The sequence below is a fragment of the Amycolatopsis sp. QT-25 genome (genome assembly GCF_029369745.1).
In the GTDB taxonomy this organism is placed as follows: Bacteria; Actinomycetota; Actinomycetes; order Mycobacteriales; family Pseudonocardiaceae; genus Amycolatopsis.
Genome location: NZ_CP120210.1, coordinates 6,562,796 through 6,589,080 on the forward strand (window position 1 = coordinate 6,562,796; position 26,285 = coordinate 6,589,080).

Consider the following 26,285-nt stretch of genomic DNA (forward strand, 5'->3'; position numbering starts at 1 on the left):
CGCATGACTTCAGCAGTGCACAGACGCCGGTTCACCACACCGGATCTCCCAGCCGACGAACCCCCAAATAACTGTTTGACGGTCGGCGTCCGGCAGCCGATACTCGCCTCATGTCCGAATCTCCCGGCCTCGACGGGCTGCGTGTCCTCGCCCACCCCGTACGGTTGCGCATTCTGTCGCTTTTGACCGGTGTCGCGATGAGTGCGGCCGAGGTCGCGCGCGAACTCGGTGAGACACAGGCGAATGTCAGCTATCACCTGCGGCGGCTGCACGAGGCCGGCCTGCTCGACGTCGCCGAGGTGGTGCGGATTCGAGGAGGGCTGGCGAAACGCTACCGGCACGATCCGGAGTCCGGAGCGCGGTTCACCTCGACGAACCCGCGGGAGGAGCAGCTTCTCCTCGCGACAATGGCCGAAGAACTCAAGCGCCGCAGCGAATTTCGCGTTCCGGGCGAACGCGCGTCGATGACGGACGCGGAGATGTGGGTCGACCGCGAGACCTGGGAGAAGGCGCTCGAACACGCGCGCGAACTGAGCAGGCTGCTGCACTCGGCCGCGCGGCCGCCCCGCACTCGGGACACGATCCCGGTCAGCGCGACGGTGTCGCTGTTCGAGATGACACGATCGTGACGTCGCTGCGCGAGCCCCTGCGCCACCACAACTTCCGCTGGCTGATCGGCGGTCGCACGTTCGGGGAGTTCGGCAACGCCGTCGCCCCGCTCGCGCTGGCGTTCGCGGTGATCGACCTGACCGGTTCGGCCGTCGACATCGGCATCGTCGTGGGCGCGCGTTCGGTGGCGAGCGTGGTGCTGCTGTTGTTCGGCGGGGTGCTGGCGGACCGGTTGCCGCGTTCGGTGATCCTGCAGGGCACCGAACTCGCCGCCACACTGACCCAGGCGGTCATCGCGACGAGTGTCCTTTGTGGATTCGCGTCGATCCCGCTGCTGGTCGGCCTCAGTGTGGTCAACGGCGCGGTGTCCGCGATCTCCGCGCCCGCCTCGGCGTCACTGACCCCGTCGACGGTGCCCGCCGAACTGCTGGCACCGGCCAACGCCCTCGGCAGGCTGCTCTCGAACTCCGGCCGGATCGCCGGCGCCGGCCTCGGCGGCATCCTGGTCACCGCGGCCGGCCCCGGCTGGGCACTCGGCGGGAACGCGCTGCTGTTCCTGGGTTCCGCCCTGTCCTACCGGCGTATCCGCCTCAGCCGCCGGGAACGGGTCCCCGGCAGTCGCCCGCTGGCGGAACTCGCCGAAGGCTGGCGCGAGTTCCGGTCACGGACCTGGGTGTGGGTCGTGGTCGCGCAGTTCATGGTGGTGAACGCGGTCATCGCCGGCGGGATCGCGATCCTCGGTCCCGTCGTCGCCGACAGTAGTTTCGGCCGCTCCGGTTGGGGGTTCGCCCTCGCCGCGCAAACGATCGGCTCACTCGTCGGCGGGATCCTCGTGGCTCGATGGCAGCCACGGCGCGCGTTGTTCGTCGGCGTCGCGGTGATCCTTTTCGAAGCGCCGCCGTTGCTCCTTCTCGGCCAAGCGCCGTGGCTGCCGCTGCTGCTGGCGGCCATGTTCGTGTCCGGCCTGGCGATCGAACAGTTCGTGGTCGCGTGGGACGTCTCGCTGCAGGAGAACGTGCCCGGCGAAAAGCTCGCGCGTGTCTACTCCTACGACATGCTCGGCTCCTTCATCGCCCTGCCGCTCGGCCAGATGGCGGCCGGGCCGGCCGCGCAGCACTTCGGGGTCGGCACGACGCTGCTCGCGTGCGCCGCCCTGGTCGTGACGGCCACCTGTCTCGCACTGTGCAGCAGCCAGGTGCGAGGGCTCGTCCGGAAGACCCACGCCGCCCGGCTCTGACCCCGTGGAAGTGACAGCAAAGGTCCCTTGCTCCCTTTCCGCAGGTCACGGCCAGGGACGGACCTCCTCTAGCAGCTTCGCGACCGCGAGGACCAGGTCGTCGGAGTGCCGCGGGCCCACGATCTGCAGACCCACCGGGAGCCCACGGGAGGTGCGCCCCGCCGGGACGCTGATGGCGGGCTGCTGGGTCATGTTGAACGGGTAGGTGAACGGCGTCCAGTCCGGCCAGCCGCTCAGTCCGCTGCCCGGCGGCACCTCGTGCCCGGCTTCGAAGGCGGGAATCGGCAGGGTGGGCGTGATCAGCACGTCGTAGCGCGTGTGGAACTGGCCCATCAGGATGCCCAGCGCGGCCCGCTCCGAGTTGGCGTCGAGGTAGTCGCTCGCCGAGAAGGTCTTGCCGAGTTCCCACACCTTCCGCAGTCCGGGATCGACCTTCGCCTCCGAACCGGCGGGGAAGGCGTCCAGCCACTTGGCCGCCCCCGTCGACCACAAGATGTCGAAGGCGGGTTTGGGGTCGGTGAAGCCGGGGTCGGTCTCCTCGATGTGCAGACCCGCGTCGCCCAGCGACTGGACCGCCGACTTGACGATCGCCGCGACTTCCGGGTCGACGTCGACGAAGCCGAGCGTCGGCGAGTACGCGGCGATCAGCCCGCGCACGTCCCGGCGGACGGCTTCGCGGTAGGCCGAGACAGGCGGGGCGAGCGCGGCCGGGTCACGATGGTCGGGCATCGCGAGGACGTCGAGGAGCAGCGCCGTGTCGTCGACCGAACGCGCCATCGGGCCGGCGTGCGAGAGCGGCCCGAACGGGCTCGCCGGGAACAGCGGAATCCGGCCGTGCGTCGGCTTGAGGCCGACAATCCCGCAGAACGAAGCCGGAATCCGGATCGAGCCGCCGCCGTCGGTGCCGACGGAGAGTTCCCCCATCCCCGCCGCCACGGCCGCGGCGCTGCCCCCACTGGACCCGCCCGCCGTCTTCGACGGGTCGATCGGGTTGCGGGTGATCCCGGTCAGCGTGTTGTCGGTGACGCCTTTCCACGCCAGTTCCGGCGTCGTGGTCTTCCCCAGCAGCACCAAGCCGTTCTCCCGCAGTCGCGCGGTGACCGGGCTGTCGACGTCCCATGCCTGGTCCGGGTCGATGCACCGCGAACCGCGCAGCGTCGGCCAGCCCTGGGTCAGGAACATGTCCTTGATCGAGGCCGGGACGCCGTCGAGCCAGCCGATCGGATTGCCGTCCCGCCAGCGGATTTCGGACGCTTTCGCCTGTTCGAGCGCGCCATCGGCTTCGACAAGGCAGAAAGCGTTCGTCTCACCGTCGCGTTCTTCGATGGCACGCAACGCGTTTTGAGTGGCCTCGACGGGGGACAGCTCTCCGGTGGCATACGCGGCGACGAGCTCACTCGCGGTCGACTTGGTGTCGTTCATCCGGCCCCTAACCTTGGCGAAGCGTCTCCGACGGCACGTATCCGAGTTGCTTGTCCACGACGTTGCGCAGCGGCTCCCCCGCGCGCCAGCGACGGAAGTTGTCCGCGAACACCTCTACCAGAGTATTGCGCCAGCCGACGAAGTCACCCGACATATGCGGCGAGATCAGCACGTTCTCCATAGTCCACAAAGGACTCTCAGGAGGTAGCGGCTCGGTGTCGAAGACGTCGAGCGCCGCCCCTCCGAGCGAGCCGTCCCGCAGCGCGCCGACCAGGTCCGAGGTGACCACCAGTTCGCCGCGGCCGACATTGACGAACCGCGCGCCGGGCTTCATCGTGGCGAAGGCCTCGGCGTCGAACATGCCTTTCGTCTGCTCGGTCAAGGGCGCGACCGCGACGACGTAATCCGCCTCGGGAAGATGGCGAACCAGGTCCGAAGAGGCGTACACGTCTCCGAAATCGGGATCGCCTGCACGAGGACGACGTCCGACGCCCGCCACCGACATCCCGGCCGCCCGCACCAGCCGCGCGATCGACCGGCCGATCGGCCCGGTGCCGACCACGAGCACCCGGCGACCGGAGATCCGCTCACTTTCCCGGTGCTTCCACTGCTTATGCCGCTGCAGGTCCCACGAACGGACGAAATCCTTGGCGAACGCGAGGACGACCCCGAGGACGTACTCGGCTATCGCCCCGTCGAACACCCCTCGCGAGTTGGTGAGTACGACGTCGCTCTCCCGCAGCCCGGGAAAGAGCACCGGGTCGACGCCCGCGCTGGCGATGTGCAGCCAGCGCAGCCGGTCGGCCGCGTGCCAGGCACCCGGGACGGCGGTCGAAAGGAAGTCGTAGACGAAGAACGCGTCGGCACCGGACAACGCGTCGGCCAACCCGGCCTCGTCGGTGTACCGAACCACCGCTTGGGCCTCGATGGCGCGCATGTCCGGGGGGCGCGTGTCTCCGCAGAGCACCGCCAGCACAGGGGTCTCCGAGGCGATCACGTTGACACCGTAAAAGTGGCTCGTATGATTGTCAACAATCCGAGGACGACCCCCGGAGCACCGGACTGTGACAGCAGAAGTTTCCGGAGGCTGAGACTTGGATTTCGACTTACTGGAGTTCGAAGGCCCGTTGGCACAACGTGGCATCGGCGTGATCGCCCCCTTCGACCTGGCCCTGGAACGCGAGCTGTGGCGCTGGGTGCCCATGGAGGTCTCCCTCCATCTGGCGCGGACGCCGTACGAACCCGTCCCCGTCAGCATGGAGATGGCCCGGCTCGTCAGTGACAGCAGGCATCTCTCCGCCGCCACGCGAGACGTGCTCCACGTGGAGCCCGAAGTCGTCGCCTATCTGTGCGCCTCCGGAAGCTTCGTCAATGGTGTGGTCTACGAACGTTCTTTGACCAAGGCGATCTGCGACGCCGGCGCGACGGACGCCGTCACCACGTCCGGAGCGCTGGCCGAGGTCCTGCACCAACTCGACCTTCACCGGCTCTCGGTGTTGACGCCCTATGACGGCGACCTGACCGGGAAGCTGCACGACTTCCTGGCCGAACTCGACGTCCGCACCGTCTCCAGCGACCATCTCGGCCTGGGCGGCGGCATCTGGAAGGTCGGCTACCGGACCATCGCCGAACGCATCCTCGCCGCCGACCACGCCGACGCGGAAGCCATCTTCGTCAGCTGCACCAACCTCCCCACCTACGATCTGATCGAGCCGCTCGAAAGCGCGCTCGGCAAACCCGTCCTCACCGCGAACCAGCTCACGATGTGGGCCTGTCTCCGGCGGATGAACCTGCCGATCGTCGGGCCCGGCAAGTGGCTACGAGAGGTCGACTGACCTCTTCCCTTACGATTGTCGACAATCTGCCCTCCGGAGGTCCCGTGCCCATCTCGCCGCTCACCCCACCCGAGCCGCCGTCCGCGACGACCACGATCGGATTCATCTACCCCGACCACGCGGCCGAAGACGACTACCCGCTCGCGGAGCAACTCCTCGGTGGGGACATGGCCGGGATCAAGCTGCCGGTCGAGCACATCTACGGGACCGATCTGCACGCCGTCCCGGAACTGCTCGACCTCGGTAGCGAAAGCCGGCTCGCCGACGGCGCCGCACTGCTGGCCAAACACGAACCGGACGCGGTGGTGTGGGCGTGCACCAGCGGCAGTTTCGTCTACGGCTGGGAAGGCGCCCGCGACCAGGCCGACCAGCTGGCCGCCGTCGCCGGTGTTCCGGCGTCGAGCACCTCTTTCGCCTTCGTCCACGCCGCTCGGGCCCTCGGTGTCCGGCGGGTCGCGGTCGCCGCCAGCTATCCGGACGACATCGCGCGGTTGTTCGTCGAGTTCCTCGGCGCGGGCGGGATCGAAGTGGTCTCGATGGGCAGCGCGGACATCGACACCGCCGCCGAGGTCGGCGAGCTCAGTCCGGAAGCCGTCGTCGAACTCGCCGTGAGCCGCGATCACCCGGCCGCCGACGCGCTGCTCGTCCCCGACACCGCCATGCGCACCCTCGGCGAGATCAACACGCTCGAGACCCGGCTCGGCAAGCCGGTGCTGACCGCCAATCAGGTCACCGTCTGGGAAGGGCTGCGGCTCACGGGAAAGTCGCCGCTCGTCCGCACACTGGGCGCGCTGTTCGGAAGAAGGAGCGACTGAACCATGTCCTTGCCGGAAATCGAGCCCGTCAGCCGGGAGTCGACCGCCGGGATCATCGCGCGCCAGTTGCGGGACGCGATCATGACCGGCGCTCTCCCTCCCGGCACCCAGCTCGGTGAAACGGATCTCGCCTCCCGGTTCCAGGTTTCGCGGGGACCGTTGCGGGAGGCGATGCAGCACCTCGTTTCCGAAGGGCTCCTGCGCAGCGAGCGTCACCGCGGCCTGTTCGTGATCGACCTCGAACCCGGCGACGTCTACGACATCTACTCGGCGCGCTCGGCCATCGAGCGAGCCGCGATGCTGCGCGCGCTGCGCGGTGACCGGGAACGGGTCGCCACCGAACTCGAACAGGCGGTGAGTGCCATGGCCGCCGCCGCGGACGACGACGATCCGACCGCGCTCTCCTGGGCGGACCTCCGTTTCCACGAGGCGCTGATCGCCGCCTCCGGCAGCAAGCGGCTCGTTCGGATGGCCCGGACCCTGCTGATCGAGACCCGGATGTGCCTCACCGCGCTGCAGGCGACCTACCAGCAGGTCGAAGAACGGGTCACCGAGCACACCAGGATCATCGAGGCCCTGCGGGCGGGAGACGAAGAGACCACATTGTCGCTGCTGGAAGCCCATATGGAGGACGCCGTCCAGCGACTGGCCCCGGGAACCAGCCTGAAAGCGGGCGAAGCTCCCGCGGTGCCTTGAGATTTCAGCCACGGCCCCGCGCCCCCAGCACCGGCTGCCCGCCCGTCCCGCCGCGGAACTCCCTGTCCCACGGCCATTTGCCGTGCTCGTCCTCGTAGACCAATTGCAGGGCACGGATGTCCTCGCCGTACAGGAGCGCGGCGGTGAGCAGATGCGCCGAGGGCGAACTGAGCGGAACGACCTCGAACGCCGGCCATCCCACCGCGGCGGGCAGCACCTCACCCGCTTCCGGCGGCCCCGACCGGACCACCTGCTGGGCGAAATAGTTCAGCAGCTGCCCGGATCTTCGCTCTCTCAGCCCGGTGACGACGAGTTCCGGCAACCCGGCGTCGGTGAGCCCGACCGTGTACGCGAAACCGGGTTGGGCGCTTCCGCGCTCGACCGTCTGCACCATCCAGCCGTACTTCCGGATCAGCGGACGGACCTCCTCGATGAGGTAGTCGCTGCGGCTCTTCCCGGGGTTGTCGCAATGCCAGCACATCGGCACTCCTCCAGTCGTCGAATTCGATGATCGACACTCTGCACCGGGGCACCGACAAAAACTCACGGCCCGGATGGCGCGCAGGCGGCGAACGCTCCTTTCGCGACGGGTTTCGTGCCGTGATTCCCTTTCAGGGCAACACTTTCGCCTTGCTCGAAAAATCTGTCGAGTCGACACTCTCCATGTGGCATGGGGGACGTTCGACGTTCCAGCGCCACATGAAGCCACGGCGTGCGACACGTCGGTTTCTCCTTGCTCCACAAGGTGCATCCGGCGCGCCTCTAACCGGTTTGGAGCCGCGAAGGCCGCTTGGGGACGCCGAAGGTCCTGGAAGTGGCTTTCGCGGTGTCCGGGTTGAACCGCTGACGTCGCGCAGGTCATCGACGACGCCGAAGCGCGTGTGCGCGCGAAGGTGCCGACGGCGAAGCTGATCTACCTGGAGCCGGACTTGGACCGCACACTGACCTGAGCCTCGGCCTGTCAGGTTCGCGCTTTGCGTGCCAGGAAAGGTCCCTTCCTTGCGAAATTTGCAAGGAAGGGACCTTTCCTGGCACGGGGAAGTCGGACTCGCCTACTCGGAAACCGAACTCACGTGCTTGGAGACGAAACTCGCGCGCTTGGGGGCCGAACTCACGTGACCGGGGACCAAACTCGCGCGCCTGAGGAGCGAACTGGCGTGATCGGAAGCGGAACTCGCACATCCGGCCCGGGACACGCGTGACGCGGCAAGGCCGTCTAGGGCCTGGGGGTGACTGGTCGCTCCAGAGACATGAGTGGCGACTCGACAGTCGAGCCGGATCCCCAGTTCGCATCGAAGACACTCAGTGTCCCAATGCGACAGCGAAACACCGATCGCTGTGGCGTCGCACCCTGCCCGCACGAAACATCAAGATCGCCTCACCCCCCGAACACGGGAAGGCCCCTTCCTTGCGCCTGGCGCAAGGAAGGGAGCCTTCCTGCACCTGGAAGTCATGAATGGACCATTCATGACTTCCGGGACTTGACACACCCCTATGCGGAGGGTTCAAGATAGAGCGGCGACCACCGCGGACCCGAGTTCGGCGGTGGTGGACTTCCCCCCGAGGTCAGGGGTCTGCACGGTCTCCTCCTCGAGAACCTTTTCCACCGCGGTACGAACAGCTTGTGCCGCAAGGGTTTCCCCGAGATGGTCGAGCAACATCGCCCCCGCCAGGATCTGCGCCACCGGATTCGCGATGCCCTGCCCGGCGATGTCGGGAGCGCTGCCGTGGACCGCCTCGAACATGGAAGGGAACTCACCGGTCGGATTGATATTGCCCGAAGGCGCCATTCCGAGCCCGCCCGTCACGGCCGCCGCCAGGTCGCTCAGGATGTCGCCGAAGAGATTGGAAGCGACCACGACGTCGAGCCGGTCCGGCGCCTGCACCATCCGCGCGGCCAGCGCGTCGACATGGCACTGTTCGGCGTGCACGTCCGGATACTCCGAAGAGATTTCGACGAAGATCTCGTCCCAGAACGGCATCGAGTGAATGAGCCCGTTGGACTTGGTCGCCGAGCAGACCCGACCCGTCCGCGTCTTGGCCAGTTCGAAGGCGTAACGAATGATCCGCTCCACCCCGACCCGCGTGAACACGGATTCCTGTAGGACGAACTCGTTTTCCAGACCACGATTGTGCCTGCCGCCGATCTCCGAGTACTCACCCTCGGAGTTCTCCCGGACGATCACCATTTCCAGCTTTTCGGCACCGCGGCCCGCCAGTGCCGACGTCGTCCCCGGCAGCAGGCGGACCGGCCGGAGGTTGACGTACTGACTGAACGCGCGCCGCACCGGAATGAGGAGACCCCACAACGACACATGGTCCGGAACGCCGGGGAAGCCGACGGCGCCGAGAATGATCCCATCGAAAGAGGAAAGCTGCTCGATACCGTCGCCGGGCATCATCGAGCCGGTCTTGGTGTACCGCTCACAGCTCCAGTCGAATTCTTTCCAGGACAGGGAGAAACCATGCGATGCCGCCGCGCGGTCGAGGACCTTGCGGGCCTCGACCGTCACATCGACACCGATCCCGTCGCCGGGAATGCTCGCGATCCGATAAGAAGTCACAGAGCCACCGCGATGTACTTGGTCTCGAGGAACTCCTCGATGCCGACAGTGCCACCTTCACGACCGAGCCCGGATTGCTTGATCCCGCCGAACGGTGCCGCCGGATTCGATACCAGCCCTTGGTTGAGGCCGATCATGCCGGCTTCCAACCGTTCCGAAACGCGAAGAGCCCGCTTGAGATCGGAGGTGTACACATAGGACACGAGACCGAATTCGGTGTCGTTCGCCGCCGCGATGGCCTCGTCCTCGCTGTCGAAGGGAGTGATCGGGGCGACCGGCCCGAAGATCTCCTCCGAAGCAAGCCTGGCGCCCTTGGGCACGTCGGTGAGCACCGTGGCCTGATAGAAGTTACCGGGGCCGTCCACGGTAGATCCGCCGGTGAGGACGCGCGCTCCCCGATCGGTGGCGTCGGAGACCAGGCTGCGCACCTTCTCGACGGCGGCTTCGTCGATGAGGGGGCCGACGACGACACCCTCTTCGGTGCCGCGCCCCATCGGCAGGGCCTCCATGCGCTCGGTGAGGCGCCGGGAGAACGCGTCGACGATGCCTCGCTGGACGTAGAAGCGGTTCGCGGCCGTACAGGCCTCGCCGATGTTGCGCATTTTGGCGGTCATCGCGCCTTCGATCGCCGCGTCGAGGTCGGCGTCTTCGAACACGAGGAAGGGGGCGTTGCCACCGAGTTCCATCGAGGTGCGGAGCACCTTGTCCGCGCACTGTTCCAGCAGCTTCCGCCCGACGCCGGTCGAGCCGGTGAAGGACAGCTTCCGGGCACGGCCGTCCCGGATCAGCGGCTCCATCACGCCGCCGGAGTCCGACGTCGTGAGCACGTTCAGCACACCTTCCGGCAATCCTGCCTCGGCGAGGATCGCCGCGAGGGCCAACATCGAAAGGGGGGTCTGAGCAGCGGGCTTGATGATCATTGTGCAGCCGGCCGCGACCGCGGGGCCGATCTTGCGGGTGCCCATCGCCGTGGGGAAGTTCCACGGGGTGATCAGCAGGCACGGTCCGACGGGCTGCTTCGTCACCAGGAACCGGCCCGACCCGTTGGGAGCGACGGCGTAGCCACCGCCGATCCGGACGGCCTCTTCCGCGAACCAGCGGAAGAACTCGGCCGCGTAGGTGATCTCGCCCTTCGATTCCGCGAGCGGCTTGCCCATCTCTAGCGTCATCAGCAGCGCGAGTTCGTCGGCGCGCTTGATCAGCAGTTCGTAGGCGCGGCGCAGGATCTCGCCGCGTTCACGCGGGGCGACGTTCGCCCAGTCGGCCTGGGCGGCGACGGCCGCGTCGAGTGCGCGGACGCCGTCCGCCGGTGACGCGTCGGCCACCTCGCACAGGGCTTCGCCTGTCGAGGGGTCGAGAACGGGGAAGGTCTTCCCGTCCGTGGCGGTCACCCACTTGCCGCCGATGAACAGTTCCTTGCCGACCGCCTTGATTACGCCGGCCTCACTGATCGAGCTCATCCCCACGCTCCTCCATGTTGTCCCGAAAGCCATGCTATGGATATTGTCAACAATCGACAACAGCTCAGCCGACCTAGGAGCGCAGCCCATGGCCCAGCTATCACCGCTGCTCAAGCAGGCAACGCCGGTCGTGGTCGACCACGGTGAGGGGGTTTACCTCTATGACACCGAGGGCAAACGTCACCTGGATTTCACCGCCGGCATCGGGGTGACCAGCACCGGCCACTGTCACCCGCACGTGGTGCGCGCGGCACGGGAGCAGATCGGCAAGCTCATCCACGGGCAGCACACGACGGTCATGCACAAGCCGATGCTCGAGCTGACCGAGAAGCTGGGCAGTGTCCTTCCGGAGGGCCTGAACTCCCTCTTCTACGCGAACTCCGGCAGCGAGGCGGTCGAGGCGGCGCTCCGCCTGTCGCGGCAGGCGACCAAGCGGCCCAATGTCATCGTCTTCCAGGGCGGGTTCCATGGCCGGACCATCGCGGCGGCGACGATGACGACGTCGGGCACCCGGTTCAGCGCCGGTATCTCGCCGCTCATGTCCGGGGTGCACGTCGCGCCGTTCCCGTACGCCTTCCACTACGGCTGGGACGAGGAGACCGCCACGAAGTTCGCCCTGCGCGAGCTCGACTACCTGTTCGCGACGGTCTGCTCGCCGAACGAGACAGCCGCCTTCTTCGTCGAGCCGGTGCTCGGAGAGGGCGGGTACGTGCCGGCGAACCGCGAGTTCCTCGCCGGGCTGCGCGAACGCGCCGACAAGCACGGGATCCTGCTGGTGATGGACGAGATCCAGACCGGCTTCGGCCGGACGGGCAGATTTTGGGGACACGAACACTTCGGGGTGAGCCCGGACATCGTGCTCATCGCGAAGGGGCTGGCGAGCGGCTTTCCGATCTCGGGCATCGCCGCGTCGGAGGAGCTGATGGCGAAGGCGCTCCCCGGTTCGCAGGGCGGCACCTACGGCGGCAACGCGGTGGCCTGCGCGGCGGCGATCGCCACGCTCGAGGTGATCCACCAGGAGGGTCTCGTCGAGAACGCCGCCGAACGAGGACGCCGGCTCCTGGAAGGTGTCCGGGTGATCGCGGACAAGTCGCCGTCGATCGGCGACGTCCGCGGGCTGGGGCTGCTGGTCGGTTCCGAGTTCACCACCCCGGACGGCGAGCCGGACACCGCGAAGGCCCAGGCGGCTCAGAAGGCCGCTGGCGCCAACGGATTGCTGCTGCTCACGTGCGGGGCGTACATGAACGTCGTGCGGATGGTGCCGCCGCTGGTCGTCGACTCCGAGCAGGTCGACGAGGCGCTGCGGATCTGGGGTGACGTCGTGGCGGGGGTCGGGTGATGGCCCGCTACCTCACGATCACGCTCGACAGGCGCGGAGTCTCCTGCCGGGCCCGGCTGCTCGACGCCGAAGCCCCGCGGACCTGCCGGGCGGTGTGGGAAGCGTTGCCGCAGAGCGGTTCGGCCTACCACGCGAAATACGCGCGCAACGAGGTCTACACCCTCGTTCCGCCCTTCGCCGAACCGAAACCGGGCCGCGAAAACCCCACGGTGACCCCGATTCCGGGGGATGTCGTGTATTTCGGGTTCGAGGCGTGGGAAATCGGCAACCCGGCGTACGGCTACGACGAGGGCAGCGAGGCCCACAGCGACCAGGGCGCGACGGATCTCGCGATCTTTTACGGCCGCAACAACCTGCTGATCAACGGCGACGCGGGCTGGGTGCCCGGCAACGTCTTCGCGACGATCGAAGAGGGACTGGCCGAAATGGCGGAAGCCGCCCAGGACCTCTGGCTGCGAGGTGTCGAGGGCGAGACGCTTTCGTTCGCCCGCGCGTGAACCCGTGGACGGTGCGGGCTCCCACCCTTCACCGCCCACGGGCCGGCACCCCTCCCTGGCTTACTGTCGCGCTTCGGTCAGCCGGTATTCGACGCCGCCGACCTCTTCACCGCGCTGGTCGACCTGGGTCACGTGGACGGTGTACTGCCCACCGGCCGCCTCGGCTCCGGCGGTGAAGCTCAGCTTGGCGTCCACCTGTTCGCCCGACTTGAACGTCAGGCCGCTGATCCGGGCCTGCTGCGGGTTCACGATCGCCAGCTCGGTCTCACCGACACGTTCGACGCCCTCACCCTTCGCGCCGGCCGCCCGCCAGCGGGCGGCGAGGTCGGGTCCGAGGTCGATGGTGATCCGTCCCGGACCGGTGAACGGCCTGCCCGGCTGGGTGAAGACGATGTCGCCGACCGCCGTGGGCTCGCGACCGTCCCAGCCGAACACGATCGGCCGCAGCACCGGGACCTTGATCTTGAACGGTACGGCGTTCACGTTGTGCCAGCCGATGTTGTTGTTGTTCCGCGCGTTCGCCGACGTGCTCAGGCCTTCGGTCGGCAGGTCCGTCGGCGAAAGCCACCGCGCCAGCAGGCAGAAGTGCGAGCCGATCGGCACCTTCCACGGGATGACGACCCGTTTGGTGCCGTAGGGCACGCTCACGTTGGTGGCCGATCCGATGTAGTTCCACTGGCTCGGCCACTGCGCCACGGTGCCTTGCTTCGTGTAGTAGACCTGCAGTGTCCCCTTCTCGAGGCCGTCCCCGTACGGGCCGGGGTTGTTCAGCGTGACATGGATGTAGGCGGTGCTCCCCTGGACGATCGGGTCGTCGGTCGCGCAGAGGACCGTCGCCGAGAAACACACCCGGATGTCGGGGCTGGAGTAGAGCGAACCGGCCGAGGGTTCGAACCCGACATCGGACGTGTTGTCCCGGATGAAGACGTCGCTGCGAGCCTCCGGCGCGGCCTGCACCGCCGGTGCGACACCCGTGAACAGCGTCGCGGCGGCCAAGACGGCCGAGGCGAGCAACGTTCGGCGACGCCGCGGATTCCTGCTGATCATGTACCCCTCCTTGGGCGAAAGGATCGATCCGTTGACCCTCTGCCAGGCCGGTTGTGGCGGGGTTGTCGAGATCGTGTGCCCTAATTGGCCGATTTCGGTGAGACTTCGCCCGGATACGCTCACCGAGGTCACATGCCGGAGGGAGCAGGGTGCCCGGGCCAGGGGAATTGCGGGTGCTGGGCCCGGTCGAAGCGATCGGCCCCACCGGGCGGGCGGAGTTGCACGGCGCCCGCCAGCGAGCCGTGCTGGGCGTGCTCGCCTTGCACGCGGGCTCGGTCGTCCCGATCCCCCGGCTGGTCGACGTGCTCTGGGGTGAGGATCCGCCCCGCACCGCGGTGAAGACCCTGCACAGCCACGTCGCCCGGATCCGGCAGGCGCTGGAGGACTGCGGCTTCCCGCCCGTCCTGCTGACACGCAAGCCCGGGTACGTCGTGACGATCGCACCGTCCTCAGTCGACGCTCTCCGCTTCGAAGAGGAACTTCGTGCCGCCAAGCGGAGCAACGCCGGCCAAGCGGTGGCGGCGTTGCGTGAGGCGTTGCGGCTCTGGCGCGGCGATGCCTTCGCGGATGCCGAACTCGACGGCTGGGGCCAACGCGAGGTCGAGCGGCTCCAAGAATTGCGGCTGTCCGCCTGGGAAGAACTCTGGGACGCGGAGCTTCGGCTCGGCGAACACGAAGAGGTCCTCCGGGAGCTTCCGCGGTTGCGGGCCGAACAGCCGTACCGCGAACGGCTCGCCGCGCTGCACATGCTCGCCCTGCATCGCTGCGGGCGGCATGCCGAGGCGTTGGAGACGTTCCGGGCCGTGCGCCGGGGACTGGCCGACGAGTTCGGCGTCGATCCCGGCCCGGAACTGGTCGAGCTGCACACGTCGATCCTGCGCCGGGCGCCCGAACTGGACGCGCCCGCACGGGGCACCGCGCCCGCGCAACTGCCCGCCAGGGTCGGCCATTTCACCGGACGGCACCAGGAACTCACTTCGCTCGACAAGCTCCTCGACGAACCCGAACCTCCGGTCGTGGTCATCTCCGGCGCGGCGGGGATGGGCAAATCCGCGTTGGCCGTGCAATGGGCGCACCGCATCGCGGACCGCTTCCCGGACGGTCAGCTCTTCCTCGATCTGGCCGGACACGACCCGCACGAAGCGGTCTCACCGGGCGACGCGCTCGCGCACTTGTCGCGTGGACTCGGCCTCCCCGACGATCGACTGCCCGACGCGACGGCCGAACGCGCGGCGCTCTACCGATCCCTGCTGCACGGCAGGCGTTGTGTGATCGTCGCCGACAACGCGGGCGGGGTCGACCAGATCCTCCCGCTCGTTCCCGGCACGGCGAAGGCGATGCTGATCGTCACGAGCAGGCAGACCCTGGCCGCGCTCGGCAGCAGGCACGCCGTCCGCGTGTTCGCCCTCGACGCGCTGGCCGATCCGGAGTCGATGACCCTGCTCACCCGGGTGCTGGGGGCCGAACGGGTCGCCCGCGAACCCGCGCAGGCCGCGCGGCTGGCCAGGTTGTGCGACGGGATGCCGCTGGCGCTGCGGATCGCCGCCGCGCGCCTGACCGGTGAACCGGGCCGTCCGATCGCGGAACTCACCGACGAACTGACCGGCGTCGGCCGATTGGAAACCCTTGCGGTGCAAGGAGATTCTCGTACGGTCGAAACCGTTCTCGCGAGCGCCTACCTGCCGCTGGAGCGTGCACCGGCTCGGCTGTTCCGGCTGTCCGGGCTGATCCCGGGGGCGTCGTTCAGCTCGGCTCTCGGCAGCGCGTTGTGCGGGGTGCCCGTCGAAGCGGGCCGGACCGCGGCCGCCGCACTGTCCGCCGCGCATCTGATCACCCCGGCGGGTCCGGATCGCTTCCGCCTTCACGATCTGATCCGCGAGTTCGCCGTCGCGTGCGCCCGCGCCGACGAAACGACGTCGAGCCGCGCCGAGGCCGCGGACCGGCTGATCGATTGGTACCTGCACGTGGCCGCCGAGGCGAACCGGGTCATCGACCCGAACCGCGATCTGGTCACCCCGGCGCTGTGCCACCCGCCACCCGGGCGGCCGTTCCCGGCGGAAAGGCGTTCGGCGTTGGCGTTCCTGAGTGCCGAACGCGCGAATCTGCTGCCCGTGGTGCGGTTCGCGCGCGAACACGGCCGCAACACCGCCGCCTGGCAGCTCACCTACCTGCTCACCAGTTTCTACGACACCACGGGTGGCTGGAACGAGCGGATCGGACTCTGCCGCGAAGGGGCCGCGGCGGCGGCCGAACTCGAGGATCCTCTGGCGGAGGCGGAAATGCTGCGCGCGCTGGGCGCGGCTTACTTCATGACCCGCAGGCTGACGGACGCGCTCGAAACGAACGCCCGTGCGTTGAAGGCCGCCCGCGCGGCCGGTGATCTCGAAGGTGAAGGGCACATCTACAACAACACCGCGAACGCCTACGCCGCGCTGCGCCGGTTCGACGAGGCGATCACCGCGTACCGGCTCGCGGTCCAGCGGTGCACCTCGGCGGGCAACCGGCTCGGGCGTGCGCTGTCGCAGCGCAACCTCGGCCACGCCTACATCCGCCGTGGCCAGCCGATGGACGGTCTCAACCCGTTGACGGACGCGTTGGAGACGTTCCGCGCGCTCGGCAACGCGCGGCTGGAAGCCGCCACCCTCGACACGCTCGGCGAGGCTTACGAGGAACTCGGCGATCACGACGTCGCGCTGGACCATCTCGGCAAGGCGCTGGCCGCGTCCCGGGCGATCGGCGACCGGTGGCAGGAGTGGGAATCGCTGCTGCACGCCGGCCAGGTCCACCTCGCCCGCCGGGATTTCCGGGCCGCGCGGGACGATTTCGACCAGGCGCTGCTGATCAGCCGGGACGTCGGGAACCGGCACAGTGAGGCGGCCGCGCTCGACCGGCTCGGCCGCGCCCACCTGGGGCTCGGCGATCTGGCGGCGGCGCGGGAACACCTCGAGCGCGGTGTCGCCGTCCGGGCGGGCGTCCCGGATCCGTACGAGGAGGCGCACCTGCACCGCGACCTCGGTGATTTGGAGGCACGATGTGGTGACACGGCCGCCGCGGCCGCCCACTGGGCTCGAGCGATCGAGCTGTACCGGCGGGCGAACGCGACGGCCGACGCCGACCTCGTCACCGGGCGGAGCTGATCACCACGGTCGAGGTCCCGTACACGAGCTTGCCCTGCGACGGATCGAAGAACTCGACCCGCGCCTTCCCCGGTTGACCGGACAAGACCGTGAACTCCGCGTATCCCCTGGTCTCACCGGGCCGGAAGGTGACGACACCGTCCTTCACCGGTACGTGAGCGGATCCTTCGGTGCGGTAGCGGATCGTGAGCGGACCCGCGAGCCACGGCCGGGACAGCACGACCGGCACCCTGCAACCGGTGCCCGGCGCGAAATTGGGCGGGATCGACCAGCAGATCTCGCCTTCCTGAGTGGTGGCGAGCGGCGGGGTCTTGGTGGCGTCGTCGTCGGCCACCCAGGCGACGCCGACGCTGTGCCCGATTCGCACGCCTTTCTCGCCGGACAGGCGCAGGGAGAACATCTCGTCGTTCTCCACGAGGGAGTCGGCGCGGACCCTGACCGCGACGGTTCGCGTGCCCGCCGTCCCGGACCAGGTCAGCGTGCCCGTGCTCGGCAGGTAGTCGACGCTTTCCTTCGCGATGAACGCCGGGTCGACCGGCGAGCCGTTGCCCTCGATCGTCCGGTATTCGACCGAGCCCTGCGGCGCGCAGCCGCCATCGGCGAGCGAAACGGTGAAAAGAAGGGTGGTGTATCCGGCGCTGGTTCCCTCGGCCTGGCTGACCCCGCTGACGTCGACCACGGGAGCGGTGCAACCCGTTTCCCCGCCTTCGGCCGCCGGTACCGCGATTCCGAACGTGACCGCGAGCGCCGCCCCCAGCGTCGCGATCCGTCTCATCTTCGTTCCCATCGTGCGTCCACCCCTTCCGGCGGGCCGCCGCGGCCCGCTGCGACATGGGTAACCGAGTGAGGTTGTCGTGAGGTTGTGACCAGCGGAGACAAACATGAAAATGATTCATGGCCATCCCCGTCCATGACGTACTACGCTTCGGTAACCAGGCAAAGAAGCGTGAGGAAGGGCAGTCGATGGGCGATGTTGCGGCACGGTTCGCCGAGATCGTCGGGGACGCGAACTTGCTGTCAGGCGAGGCGATCCCCGAGGACTACGCACACGACGAGGCTTTGACCACCTCCGCGCAGAGGCCCGCCCACCTGGCGAAACCGGGAAGCGCCGAAGAGGTGGCGGAGCTGCTCAAGGCGGCGAGCGAACACGGCGTGCCGGTCACCGCGCGAGGGTCGGGCACCGGACTTTCAGGTGGTGCGCGGCCACGCGAGGACAGCCTGGTGCTCTCCTTCGAGCGGATGAACGCGGTGCTGGAGATCGACACCGAAAATCACGTCGCCGTCGTCCAGCCGGGTGTCACCTTGTCCGAATTGGACGAAAAGACCACGGCGGCCGGACTCGGCTACACCGTCTACCCCGGCGAGCTGAGCGCGAGCGTCGGCGGCAACGTCGGGACGAACGCGGGCGGCATGCGCGCGGTCAAGTACGGCGTCACCCGGCACAACGTCGTGGGCCTGCAGGCCGTGCTGCCCACCGGTGAGATCATCCGGACCGGTGGCAAAACCTCGAAGGTGTCGACGGGGTATGACCTGACTCAGCTGATCATCGGCTCCGAAGGCACCCTTGCGATCGCGACCGAGGTCATCGTGAAGCTGTACCCGCGTCTGCCGCACGGCGCCACGGTGCTCGCCCCGTTCGAGACCTTCGACGAGGTGATGACCGTCGTCCCGAAGATCATCGCCAGCGGGCTCGCGCCGCATATCCTCGAGTACATCGACAATCTGACGCTCGCCGCGATCAGTTACAACGAGAAGCTCAGCCTCGGCGTGCCGGACTCCATCCGCGACACCGCGCAGGCGTATCTGGTGGTGGCGCTGGAAAACCGCCACAACGACCGGTTGCACGCCGACATCGAGGAACTCGGCGGCATGCTGGGCGAGCTCGGCGCAATGGACGTGTACGTGCTCGAAGGCAATTCGGCGCGCAAGCTCATCGAGGCCCGCGAGAAGGCGTTCTGGACGGCCAAGTCGGTCGGGGCCGACGACATCATCGACGTGGTGGTCCCGCGGTCCGCGATGCCGGAATTCCTGCGCAAGGCCAGGGAAATGGCGTTGTCCCGCGAGTCGGGCGCACTCGGCTGCGGGCACGCCGGCGACGGCAACGTCCACCTCGCCATCTTCTGCAAGGACCCGGGCAAACGGAAACAGCTGCTGACCGACATCTTCGCGCTCGGCATGGAACTCGGCGGCGCGATCTCCGGCGAGCACGGTCTCGGGAGGACCAAGTCCGGCTACTTCCTCGAACTGGAGGACCCGGCGAAGATCGCGCTGATGCGCCGGATCAAGGAGAGCTTCGACCCGGCCGGGATCCTCAACCCCGGCGTTCTTTTCGCTGAGAGGGCTTGAAAAGTGAGTGAGATGAACGGCGCCCGGTCCCTGATCCGCACGCTCGTCGACAGCGGTGTCGACGTGTGCTTCTCGAATCCGGGCACTTCGGAGATGCACTTCGTGGCCGCGCTCGACACCGTGCCCGAGATGCGCGGCGTGCTCGGCCTGTTCGAAGGCGTCGTCACCGGTGCCGCGGACGGATACGCGCGCATCGCCGGTAAGCCCGCGGCCACGCTGCTGCACCTCGGCCCCGGCCTCGGCAACGGGCTGGCGAACCTGCACAACGCGCGCCGCGCGCACACGCCGATCGTCAACGTGATCGGCGATCACGCGACCTATCACAAGCAGTACGACGCCCCGCTCGAATCGGATATCGAAGGTGTCGCCGGTTCACTCGAAGGCTGGGTCCGCCGTTGCGAGCACACGAAGGACGTCGGTGCCGACGCCGCCGCGGCGGTCGCCGCATCCCAGGACGCACCCGGGCAGATCGCGACGCTGATCCTCCCCGCCGACGCGTCCTGGGGTGAAGGCGGCGAGGCTTGCCCGCCCATCCCGCCACGGATTCCCCAGGCCGTCGACGCGACGACGGTGAAGAACATCGCCGAAGTGCTGGCCAGTGGTGAACCGGTCGCGCTGCTCGTCGGCGGTAGTGGCTGCCGGGCGGCCGGCCTGCTCGCGACCAGCCGGATCGCCGCCGCGACCGGGGTGAAGGCGTTCGTCGAAACCTTCCCCGCCCGGCTCGAACGGGGCGAAGGCCTGCCGACGATCGAGCGGCTGGGCTACCTCGCCGAGCAGGTCGCGTACCAGCTCGACGGGATCAAGCACGTCATCGTCGCCGGGACGAAAGCGCCCGTGTCGTTCTTCGCCTACCCCGGCAAGGCGAGCAACCTGGTTCCCGAAGGCGCGCGGGTCCATGTGCTGGCCGACGTCGGGCAGGACGTGCCGCGTGCTCTGAACGACGTCGCGGCCCTGGTCGCGGCCGAGACGGAGCCCGTGCTGCAGGAGGCCGCCCGGCCAGCCCTGCCGTCCGGGCCGTTGACCCCGCAGAACTGGGTCGACGTGATCGGCGCGCTGCTGCCGGAGCGCGCGATCATCGCGGACGAGGCGAACACCTCCGGTCTGCTGCTCCCCGCCGCGACCGCGGGCGCGCCGCGGCACGACGTGCTGACCCTGACCGGCGGCGCGATCGGTTACGGCATGCCGGTCGCGACCGGGGCGGCCGTCGCCGCGCCGGACCGGCCGGTGATCAACCTGCAGTCCGACGGCAGCGCGCTGTACACGATTTCGGCGTTGTGGACGCAGGCGCGGGAGAACCTCGATGTCACCACGGTCCTGCTGAACAACCGCGCGTACGCGATCCTCCGGCTGGAGTTGCAGCGGGTCGGCGCGGACGCCAACGGGCCCAAGGCGAACGACCTGCTCGACCTTTCCCGGCCCGACATGGACTTCGTCAAGATCGCCGAAGGCATGGGCGTCCCGGCGACCAGGGCGACGACCGCGGAAGAGCTGGCCGAACAGTTCCAGCGCGCGCTCGCCGAGCCGGGACCGCATCTGATCGACGCGATCGTCCCGACGCTCTTCTGATCCCACGGGGACTAGTGGACCGGGACGACCAGAGGTTCGGGCTGGCGTTGTTTCGGGACGAAAGCGGTCAAGACGAGGCCGAGCAGTGCCGCACCGGCGGCGACCACGAAGCTCAACCGGAAACCGTCCGCGGACGGGACGGACACCCCGCCGACGGTGATCGCCAGCGACGCGAGCATCGTCGCCATCACCGCACTGGACGTCGACGTGCCGACGGAGCGCATCAGCGAGTTCAATCCGTTCGCGGACGCGGTTTCGGTGACCGGGACCGAGCCCATGATCAACGCGGGCATGGCCGCGTACGCGATACCGACGCCGCCACCGATGATGATCGACGCCGTGATCAGCTCGAAAGCGTTGTCCATCAGCACAGCCGCGAAGACGTACCCGGCCGCGATGGTGGTGGCACCGACCATCAGCGTCGTACGCGGGCCGTAGCGCTCGATGAGCCGGGCCGAAACCGGCGACAGCATGAACATGACCAGCCCGTTCGGCGCGAGGCAGAGTCCGGCCTGCACCATCGTCAAACCGAGCCCATAACCGGTCGACGCGGGCGCCTGGAGCAGCTGCGGGAACGACAACGCCATCGAGTACAGCGCGAACCCGATCATGATCGACGCGAGATTGGTGAACAGCACCGGCCGCCGCGCGGAGACCCTCAGATCCACGAGCGGATCGCGGCGGCGTAGCTGGTAGGCACCCCAACCCAGCAGGATCACCACCGCCGTCCCGGCGAAGCCGAGAGTGCGGCCGCCGCCCCAGCCCCACTCGCCGCCTTTGACGATCGGCAACAGCAGGCAGACCAGCCCGACCGTCAGCCCCAGGGCACCGAGGTGGTCGAACGGCGCCGGCGTCTTCACCGGCGACTCCGGCACCACGAACAGGATCAGCAGGCCGCAGACGAGCCCGAGCCCGGCCGACGCCCAGAAGAGGACGTGCCAGTCGGCGTTCTGCGCGACCAGCGCCGACACCGGGAGCCCGATGGCACCGCCGACACCGAGCGTCGAGCTCATCACCGAAATCGCGGCGCCGACGCGTTCCGGCGCGAGTTCGTCGCGCATGATGCTGATCCCCAGCGGGATCGCGCCCATCGCGCAGCCCTGCAGACCGCGGCCGACGACCATCAGCGCGAGCGAGCTGGTCAGCGCGGACACCACCGAACCGGCGACCAGGAAGCCCAGGCTGATCAGCAGCAACTTGCGCTTGCCGTAGAGATCGCCGAGCCTGCCGCTCACCGGCATCACCACGGCTGCGGCGATCAGGGTCGCCGTCACCACCCATGACGCGTCGGACGGGGTCGTGCCGAGCAGCCGGGGAAACACCGGGATGAGGGGGATGACGAGCGTCTGCATGAACGAGGCCACCAGACCGCACGTGGCGAGCACGATGACGAAGATCCGGGGCGAAGGTGCCCGTCCGGCCGGTTTCACCCTGCGCGTCCCATGATCCGACCTTACCCAGCACCACCCATCTCAGTGAACGGTTGACGGACAGGATCACAACCAGGTGCGGACCCCACCGTGCCCGGAACAGGTACCGCGACGATTCTGGCTGTAGCTGTAGGAACCGTCCTCGCAGAGAGCGGTCGCCCCCTCGGCCGCGCCGGGTCCGGTCGCCGGCCGGTGGACACAGACACCGTCGGTGTTGCGGTAGTGGTCGCTTCCGCACTCCGCCGGATTCGGCGCCTTGGCGGAGGGCGTCGTTTTCGGACGAGTCTTCGTCGGAGCCGGCTCGACCTGCTTCGGCACCTTGACCGCGGTCGTGGTCGGTGGCACGAACTGCTGAGGTGCCGGAGTCGGTGTGGCCGTACTCGTGGGCGGTGCCCAGCTACTGCTCGGCGTCGAGGTCGTCAGCGTTGTTCGCGCTGTCGACACCGGCCCGGTCTGCGGTGTGACCCGCCCGGTGGGCGCGGTCTCTACACCGCAGCCTCCGGCGAACAGAAGCCCGATCGCCAGCGCCATGCCCAGCTTCGTCGCTTTCTTCGGCATAACGGCCTCCCCGGCACTTGGTAGTGCCGCGTAGTCGGGAGATCGTTCACCGGTGTTACAGAGAGAACGTCGGTCGGCCATCGCGCCGCAACTGGGGTTCGACGCCGTCGCCGTCATGCTGCGCGCGTGGTCCGACGCGGCGAAGGCGGCCACACGTGCGACGTCTTCGAGCCCGGCGCCCGGCCGGAACGCGCCTGATGGCTGCCGCGGTGGCTGGACCGGCGGTGGCCGGAGGTGGCGCTGGAACCCGCTTCCCACTAGCCCCCGGATGCAATGAAAGGCCCCTTCATCACAAATTTCGCGATGAAGGGGCCTTTCATGTCACGCGCTTATTCGTAGATCTCGCCCTTCGCGGCCTTCGCGACCAGCGACTCCGGCGGGGTGAAGTGGTCGCCGTAGCGCTCCGCCAGCTCACGGGCGCGGTCGACGAAGCCTTGCAGGCCACCTTCGTACTGGTTGATGTACTGGATGACACCGCCGGTCCACGCCGGGAAACCGATGCCGAAGATCGAGCCGATGTTGGCGTCGGCGACGGTGGTGAGCACGCCTTCGTCGAAGCACTTCACGGTCTCGAGCGCCTCGGCGAACAGCATGCGCTCCTTGAGATCCTCGAACGGGACCTCGGCGCTGCCCGACTTGAACGCGTCACGCAGGCCCGGCCAGAGACCGGTCCGCTTGCCTGCTTCGTCGTAGTCGTAGAAGCCCGAGCCGGTGGAACGGCCCTTGCGGTCGAACTCCTCCACCATCCGGTCGATGACGCCCTCGGACGCGTGCGCGTTCCAGGTGCCGCCGGCGGCCTCGATCGCTTCGCGGGTCTCCTTGCGGATCTTGCGCGGCAGCGTCAGGGTCAGCTCGTCCATCAGCTGCAGCGGCGGGGCCGGGTAGCCGGCCTGGGCGCCGGCCTGCTCGATCGACGCCGGCTCGACACCCTCGCCCAGCGCGGCGACGGCCTCGTTGAGGAACGTGCCGATGACGCGAGAGGTGAAGAAGCCGCGGCTGTCGTTGACGACGATCGGGGTCTTCTTGATCTGCAGCGTGTAGTCGAAGACCTTCGCCAGTGTGGCGGGCGAGGTCTTCTCCCCGCAGATGATCTCGACCAGCGGCATCTTGTCCACCGGCGAGAAGAAGTGGATCCCGATGAAGTCCTCGCTCCGCTGCACGCCCTCGGCGAGCGCGGTGATCGGCAGGGTCGAGGTGTTGGAGCCGAGTACGGCGTCCGGGTCGACGAAGCTCTCGATCTCCTGGAACACCTTGTGCTTCAGCTCGACGCTCTCGAAGACGGCCTCGATCACGAAGTCGACACCGGCGAAGTCCTCCGCCTTGTCGGTCGGCTTGATCTTGGCGAGCAGCGCGTCGGACTTCTCCTGCGTGGTCTTGCCGCGGGAGAGAGCCTTCTCCTCCAGCTTGACCGCGTAGCCCTTGCCCTTTTCGGCGCCTTCGAGTGTGACGTCCTTGAGCACGACGTCGATGCCGGCCTTCGCCGAGACGTACGCGATCGCGGCGCCCATCATGCCCGCGCCGACGACACCGACCTTCTTGGCGGTGTACTTCTCGAAGCCGTCCGGCCGCGAGCCGCCGGAGTTGATGCTCTGCAGGTCGAAGAAGAACGCCTTCGTCATGTTCTTCGAGACCTGGCCGGTGGCGAGGCTGACGAAGTAGCGCGTCTCGACGGTGATCGCGGTGTCGAAGTCGACCTGCGAACCCTCGATGGCCGCGGCCAGGATCGCCCGCGGGGCGGGCATGTTCGCGCCCTTGATCTGCTTGCGCAGGTTCGCCGGGAACGCGGGCAGGTTCGCCGCGAAGCCCGGGTTCGACGGGGTGCCGCCAGGGATCTTGTACCCCTTGACGTCCCACGGCTGCACGCCGCCTTCGGGGTTCGCCTTGATCCACGCCTTCGCGGCCGGGACCAGTTCCTCGACCGTGCCGACGAGCTCGTGCACGAGGCCGATTTCCTTCGCCTTGGCCGGGCGGTGCCGCTGACCCTGCAGCAGCACGTTCAGCAGCGCGCTCTGGATGCCCAGCAGGCGCACGGTGCGGACCACGCCACCGCCACCGGGGAGCAGGCCGAGGGTGACCTCGGGAAGGCCGATCTGGCTGCCCTTGACGTCGGCCGCGATGCGGTGGTGCGTGGCGAGCGCGAGTTCGAGGCCGCCACCGAGCGCGGCGCCGTTGATGGCGGCCACGACCGGCTTGCCCAGCTGCTCGAGCCGTCGCATCTGGCCCTTCATCAGGCCACTGCTCCCGGTGATCTCGGCCGCGTTCTCCGGCTTGGCCTGGATCAGGTCGTTGAGGTCGCCACCGGCGAAGAAGGTCTTCTTGGCCGAGGTGAGGACGACACCGGTGATGCTGTCCTTCTCCGCCTCCAGGCGGTCCACGACGACGCCGAGCGACTCACGGAAGTCGGCGTTCATCGTGTTGGCGGACTGCTTCGGGTCGTCCAGGGTGAGCACGATGATGCCGTCGGCGTCCTGCTCCCAGCGGATGGTCTTCGCTTCAGTCATTGTCTCTTCCTCAGACCCGCTCGATGATGGTCGCGACGCCCATGCCGCCGCCGATGCACAGGGTGACCAGGGCGCGGCGCGCCTGGCGACGCTCCAGCTCGTCCACGACGGTGCCGACCAGCATCGCGCCGGTGGCGCCCAGCGGGTGCCCCATCGCGATGGCGCCGCCGTTGACGTTGACCTTCTCCTCGTCGAGGTGCAGGTCCTTGATCCACTTGAGGACGACCGAAGCGAAGGCCTCGTTCAGCTCCCACAGGTCGATGTCGTCCGGGGTGAGGCCGGCGAGCTTGAGGACCTTCTCGGTGGCCGGGGTCGGGCCGGTGAGCATGATCGTGGGCTCGGAGCCGACGGTCGCGGTGGCCACGATGCGGGCGCGCGGGGTCAGGCCGAAGTCCTTGCCGATCTGCTCGTTGCCGACCAGCACCACCGCGGCGCCGTCGACGATGCCGGACGAGTTGCCGCCGGTGTGGACGTGGTCGATCTTCTCGACCGAGTGGTACTTCTGGAGCGCGACGGCGTCGAAGCCGCCCAGCTCACCGATGCCGGCGAAGGCGGGCTTGAGCTTGCCGAGGCCCTCGACGGTGCTGCCGGGGCGACGGTGCTCGTCGTGGTCGAGGATCGTGACGCCGTTGATGTCCTTCACCGGGACGACGGACTTCGCGAAGTAGCCGCCGGACCAGGCCGCTTCGGCCCTTTCCTGCGAGCGGACGGCCCACGCGTCGACGTCCTCGCGGGAGAAGCCCTCGATCGTCGCGATCAGGTCGGCGCCGGTGCCCTGCGGGACGATGTAGTTGTCGTACGCGGTGGCCGGGTCCATGAACAGCGCGCCGCCGTCGGAGCCCATCGGCACGCGCGACATCGACTCGACACCGCCGGCGATGATCAGCTGGTCCCAGCCGGAGCGCACCTTCTGCGCGGCGGTGTTGGTGGCTTCGAGGCCCGAAGCGCAGAAACGGTTCAGCTGTACGCCGGCGACCGTCTCGGGAAGACCCGCGTTCAAGGCCGCGGTGCGCGCGATCACGGCGCCCTGCTCGCCGACCGGGGACACGACGCCGAGGACGATGTCGTCGATCACCGCGGGATCGAGGTTCGGGTGCCGGACCTTCAGTTCTTCGATGAGGCCGACCACGAGATCGACCGGCTTGGTGCCGTGAAGGGCACCGCCCTTGTTCTTGCCGCGAGGCGTACGGATCGCCTCGTAGATGTAGGCCTCGCTACTCACAGAA

21 protein-coding genes and 2 pseudogenes are annotated in these 26,285 nt (G+C 68.3%); 11 read left to right on the forward strand and 12 right to left on the reverse strand.

Going from position 1 to position 26,285, the window contains the following annotated elements; translation table 11 throughout:
- The first annotated feature begins 110 nt into the window (after positions 1-110).
- Positions 111-629 (forward strand): helix-turn-helix domain-containing protein, encoded by a 519-nt coding sequence (locus P3102_RS30640; RefSeq protein ID WP_276363878.1) that lies wholly within the window; start codon positions 111-113, stop codon positions 627-629.
- Positions 626-1,846, forward strand: coding sequence for an MFS transporter (locus P3102_RS30645; RefSeq protein ID WP_276363880.1), 1,221 nt, complete (start codon positions 626-628; stop codon positions 1,844-1,846). Before P3102_RS30640 ends, P3102_RS30645 begins: the two co-directional genes overlap by 4 nt.
- A gap of 45 nt (positions 1,847-1,891) precedes the next feature.
- Here P3102_RS30645 and P3102_RS30650 read toward each other — a convergent pair whose 3' ends face one another.
- Positions 1,892-3,268, reverse strand: a complete 1,377-nt coding sequence (locus P3102_RS30650) for an amidase (RefSeq protein ID WP_276363882.1) — start codon at positions 3,266-3,268, stop codon at positions 1,892-1,894.
- A gap of 7 nt (positions 3,269-3,275) precedes the next feature.
- Positions 3,276-4,265, reverse strand: a complete 990-nt coding sequence (locus tag P3102_RS30655) for a D-2-hydroxyacid dehydrogenase (protein WP_276363884.1) — start codon at positions 4,263-4,265, stop codon at positions 3,276-3,278.
- A 97-nt stretch (positions 4,266-4,362) separates the two neighbouring features.
- On the opposite strand from P3102_RS30655, the gene P3102_RS30660 reads away from it, so the two are divergent.
- Genes P3102_RS30660 through P3102_RS30670 form a run of 3 tightly spaced genes read left to right on the forward strand, consistent with a single transcriptional unit; the run spans position 4,363 to position 6,614 of the window.
- Complete coding sequence (locus P3102_RS30660; RefSeq protein ID WP_276363886.1) at positions 4,363-5,103, forward strand: Asp/Glu/hydantoin racemase; 741 nt, start codon at positions 4,363-4,365, stop codon at positions 5,101-5,103.
- 44 nt (positions 5,104-5,147) lie between these two features.
- Positions 5,148-5,918, forward strand: a complete 771-nt coding sequence (locus P3102_RS30665; RefSeq protein ID WP_276363887.1) for a maleate cis-trans isomerase — start codon at positions 5,148-5,150, stop codon at positions 5,916-5,918.
- 3 nt (positions 5,919-5,921) lie between these two features.
- Complete coding sequence (locus tag P3102_RS30670) at positions 5,922-6,614, forward strand: GntR family transcriptional regulator (protein ID WP_276363889.1); 693 nt, start codon at positions 5,922-5,924, stop codon at positions 6,612-6,614.
- 4 nt (positions 6,615-6,618) lie between these two features.
- Here P3102_RS30670 and P3102_RS30675 read toward each other — a convergent pair whose 3' ends face one another.
- Entirely contained in the window at positions 6,619-7,095 is a 477-nt protein-coding gene (locus P3102_RS30675; RefSeq protein ID WP_276363890.1) for a DUF4262 domain-containing protein, read from the reverse strand.
- 337 nt (positions 7,096-7,432) lie between these two features.
- On the opposite strand from P3102_RS30675, the pseudogene P3102_RS30680 reads away from it, so the two are divergent.
- Positions 7,433-7,564: pseudogene (locus P3102_RS30680) on the forward strand (cation transporter); the annotation flags it as partial.
- Between the two features lie 555 nt (positions 7,565-8,119).
- On the opposite strand, the gene P3102_RS30685 reads toward P3102_RS30680, so the two are convergent.
- Entirely contained in the window at positions 8,120-9,178 is a 1,059-nt protein-coding gene (locus tag P3102_RS30685) for a tartrate dehydrogenase (protein ID WP_276363892.1), read from the reverse strand.
- The gene (locus tag P3102_RS30690) at positions 9,175-10,638 is read right to left on the reverse strand and encodes an NAD-dependent succinate-semialdehyde dehydrogenase (protein ID WP_276363893.1); all 1,464 of its coding nucleotides are present in this window, start codon (positions 10,636-10,638) and stop codon (positions 9,175-9,177) included. The genes P3102_RS30685 and P3102_RS30690 overlap by 4 nt, the downstream gene beginning before the upstream one ends.
- 88 nt (positions 10,639-10,726) lie before the next feature.
- Here P3102_RS30690 and P3102_RS30695 point away from each other — a divergent pair, with 88 nt between their 5' ends.
- Both P3102_RS30695 and P3102_RS30700 read left to right on the forward strand, forming a co-directional pair.
- Entirely contained in the window at positions 10,727-11,977 is a 1,251-nt protein-coding gene (locus P3102_RS30695) for an aminotransferase class III-fold pyridoxal phosphate-dependent enzyme (protein ID WP_276363895.1), read from the forward strand.
- Entirely contained in the window at positions 11,977-12,474 is a 498-nt protein-coding gene (locus P3102_RS30700) for a DUF3830 family protein (protein WP_276363896.1), read from the forward strand. The genes P3102_RS30695 and P3102_RS30700 overlap by 1 nt, the downstream gene beginning before the upstream one ends.
- A gap of 60 nt (positions 12,475-12,534) precedes the next feature.
- On the opposite strand, the gene P3102_RS30705 is transcribed toward P3102_RS30700, so the two are convergent.
- Positions 12,535-13,521 carry a hypothetical protein gene (locus P3102_RS30705; RefSeq protein ID WP_276363898.1) on the reverse strand — a complete coding sequence of 329 codons (987 nt, stop codon included), beginning with the start codon at positions 13,519-13,521 and terminating at the stop codon, positions 12,535-12,537.
- Between the two features lie 173 nt (positions 13,522-13,694).
- On the opposite strand from P3102_RS30705, the gene P3102_RS30710 reads away from it, so the two are divergent.
- A complete protein-coding gene (locus P3102_RS30710; protein ID WP_346660206.1) occupies positions 13,695-16,658 on the forward strand; it encodes a BTAD domain-containing putative transcriptional regulator in 2,964 nt (987 codons plus the stop codon).
- On the opposite strand, the gene P3102_RS30715 is transcribed toward P3102_RS30710, so the two are convergent.
- The gene (locus P3102_RS30715; RefSeq protein WP_276363901.1) at positions 16,642-17,433 is read right to left on the reverse strand and encodes a Calx-beta domain-containing protein; all 792 of its coding nucleotides are present in this window, start codon (positions 17,431-17,433) and stop codon (positions 16,642-16,644) included. The two genes, P3102_RS30710 and P3102_RS30715, sit on opposite strands and share 17 nt — an antisense overlap.
- A 188-nt stretch (positions 17,434-17,621) precedes the next feature.
- On the opposite strand from P3102_RS30715, the gene P3102_RS30720 reads away from it, so the two are divergent.
- Complete coding sequence (locus P3102_RS30720; protein WP_276363902.1) at positions 17,622-19,004, forward strand: FAD-linked oxidase C-terminal domain-containing protein; 1,383 nt, start codon at positions 17,622-17,624, stop codon at positions 19,002-19,004.
- A gap of 12 nt (positions 19,005-19,016) precedes the next feature.
- Positions 19,017-20,570, forward strand: a complete 1,554-nt coding sequence (locus P3102_RS30725) for an acetolactate synthase large subunit (protein ID WP_276363904.1) — start codon at positions 19,017-19,019, stop codon at positions 20,568-20,570.
- 11 nt (positions 20,571-20,581) lie between these two features.
- Here the strand turns inward: P3102_RS30725 and P3102_RS30730 are convergent, their stop codons facing one another.
- From P3102_RS30730 to P3102_RS30750, 5 genes and pseudogenes are all read right to left on the reverse strand, one after another.
- Complete coding sequence (locus tag P3102_RS30730; protein ID WP_276363906.1) at positions 20,582-22,000, reverse strand: MFS transporter; 1,419 nt, start codon at positions 21,998-22,000, stop codon at positions 20,582-20,584.
- A gap of 66 nt (positions 22,001-22,066) precedes the next feature.
- Positions 22,067-22,558, reverse strand: a complete 492-nt coding sequence (locus P3102_RS30735; RefSeq protein ID WP_276371421.1) for a DUF3761 domain-containing protein — start codon at positions 22,556-22,558, stop codon at positions 22,067-22,069.
- 72 nt (positions 22,559-22,630) lie between these two features.
- Positions 22,631-22,735: pseudogene (locus P3102_RS30740) on the reverse strand (3-oxoacyl-ACP reductase); the annotation flags it as partial.
- A 152-nt stretch (positions 22,736-22,887) separates the two neighbouring features.
- Positions 22,888-25,059 (reverse strand): 3-hydroxyacyl-CoA dehydrogenase NAD-binding domain-containing protein, encoded by a 2,172-nt coding sequence (locus P3102_RS30745; RefSeq protein WP_276363908.1) that lies wholly within the window; start codon positions 25,057-25,059, stop codon positions 22,888-22,890.
- A 10-nt stretch (positions 25,060-25,069) separates the two neighbouring features.
- Positions 25,070-26,281, reverse strand: coding sequence for an acetyl-CoA C-acetyltransferase (locus P3102_RS30750; protein ID WP_276363910.1), 1,212 nt, complete (start codon positions 26,279-26,281; stop codon positions 25,070-25,072).
- Positions 26,282-26,285 lie beyond the last annotated feature (4 nt).

Coding starts and splice junctions, on each gene's coding strand:
- P3102_RS30640 (WP_276363878.1), top strand. CDS start 111: ATGTCCGAATCTCCCGGCCTCGACGGGCTGCGTGTCCTCGCCCACCCC.
- P3102_RS30650 (WP_276363882.1), bottom strand. CDS start 3,268: ATGAACGACACCAAGTCGACCGCGAGTGAGCTCGTCGCCGCGTATGCC.
- P3102_RS30670 (WP_276363889.1), top strand. CDS start 5,922: ATGTCCTTGCCGGAAATCGAGCCCGTCAGCCGGGAGTCGACCGCCGGG.
- P3102_RS30675 (WP_276363890.1), bottom strand. CDS start 7,095: ATGTGCTGGCATTGCGACAACCCCGGGAAGAGCCGCAGCGACTACCTC.
- P3102_RS30690 (WP_276363893.1), bottom strand. CDS start 10,638: ATGAGCTCGATCAGTGAGGCCGGCGTAATCAAGGCGGTCGGCAAGGAA.
- P3102_RS30695 (WP_276363895.1), top strand. CDS start 10,727: ATGGCCCAGCTATCACCGCTGCTCAAGCAGGCAACGCCGGTCGTGGTC.
- P3102_RS30700 (WP_276363896.1), top strand. CDS start 11,977: ATGGCCCGCTACCTCACGATCACGCTCGACAGGCGCGGAGTCTCCTGC.
- P3102_RS30705 (WP_276363898.1), bottom strand. CDS start 13,521: ATGATCAGCAGGAATCCGCGGCGTCGCCGAACGTTGCTCGCCTCGGCC.
- P3102_RS30715 (WP_276363901.1), bottom strand. CDS start 17,433: ATGAGACGGATCGCGACGCTGGGGGCGGCGCTCGCGGTCACGTTCGGA.
- P3102_RS30720 (WP_276363902.1), top strand. CDS start 17,622: ATGGGCGATGTTGCGGCACGGTTCGCCGAGATCGTCGGGGACGCGAAC.
- P3102_RS30725 (WP_276363904.1), top strand. CDS start 19,017: ATGAACGGCGCCCGGTCCCTGATCCGCACGCTCGTCGACAGCGGTGTC.
- P3102_RS30735 (WP_276371421.1), bottom strand. CDS start 22,558: ATGCCGAAGAAAGCGACGAAGCTGGGCATGGCGCTGGCGATCGGGCTT.
- P3102_RS30745 (WP_276363908.1), bottom strand. CDS start 25,059: ATGACTGAAGCGAAGACCATCCGCTGGGAGCAGGACGCCGACGGCATC.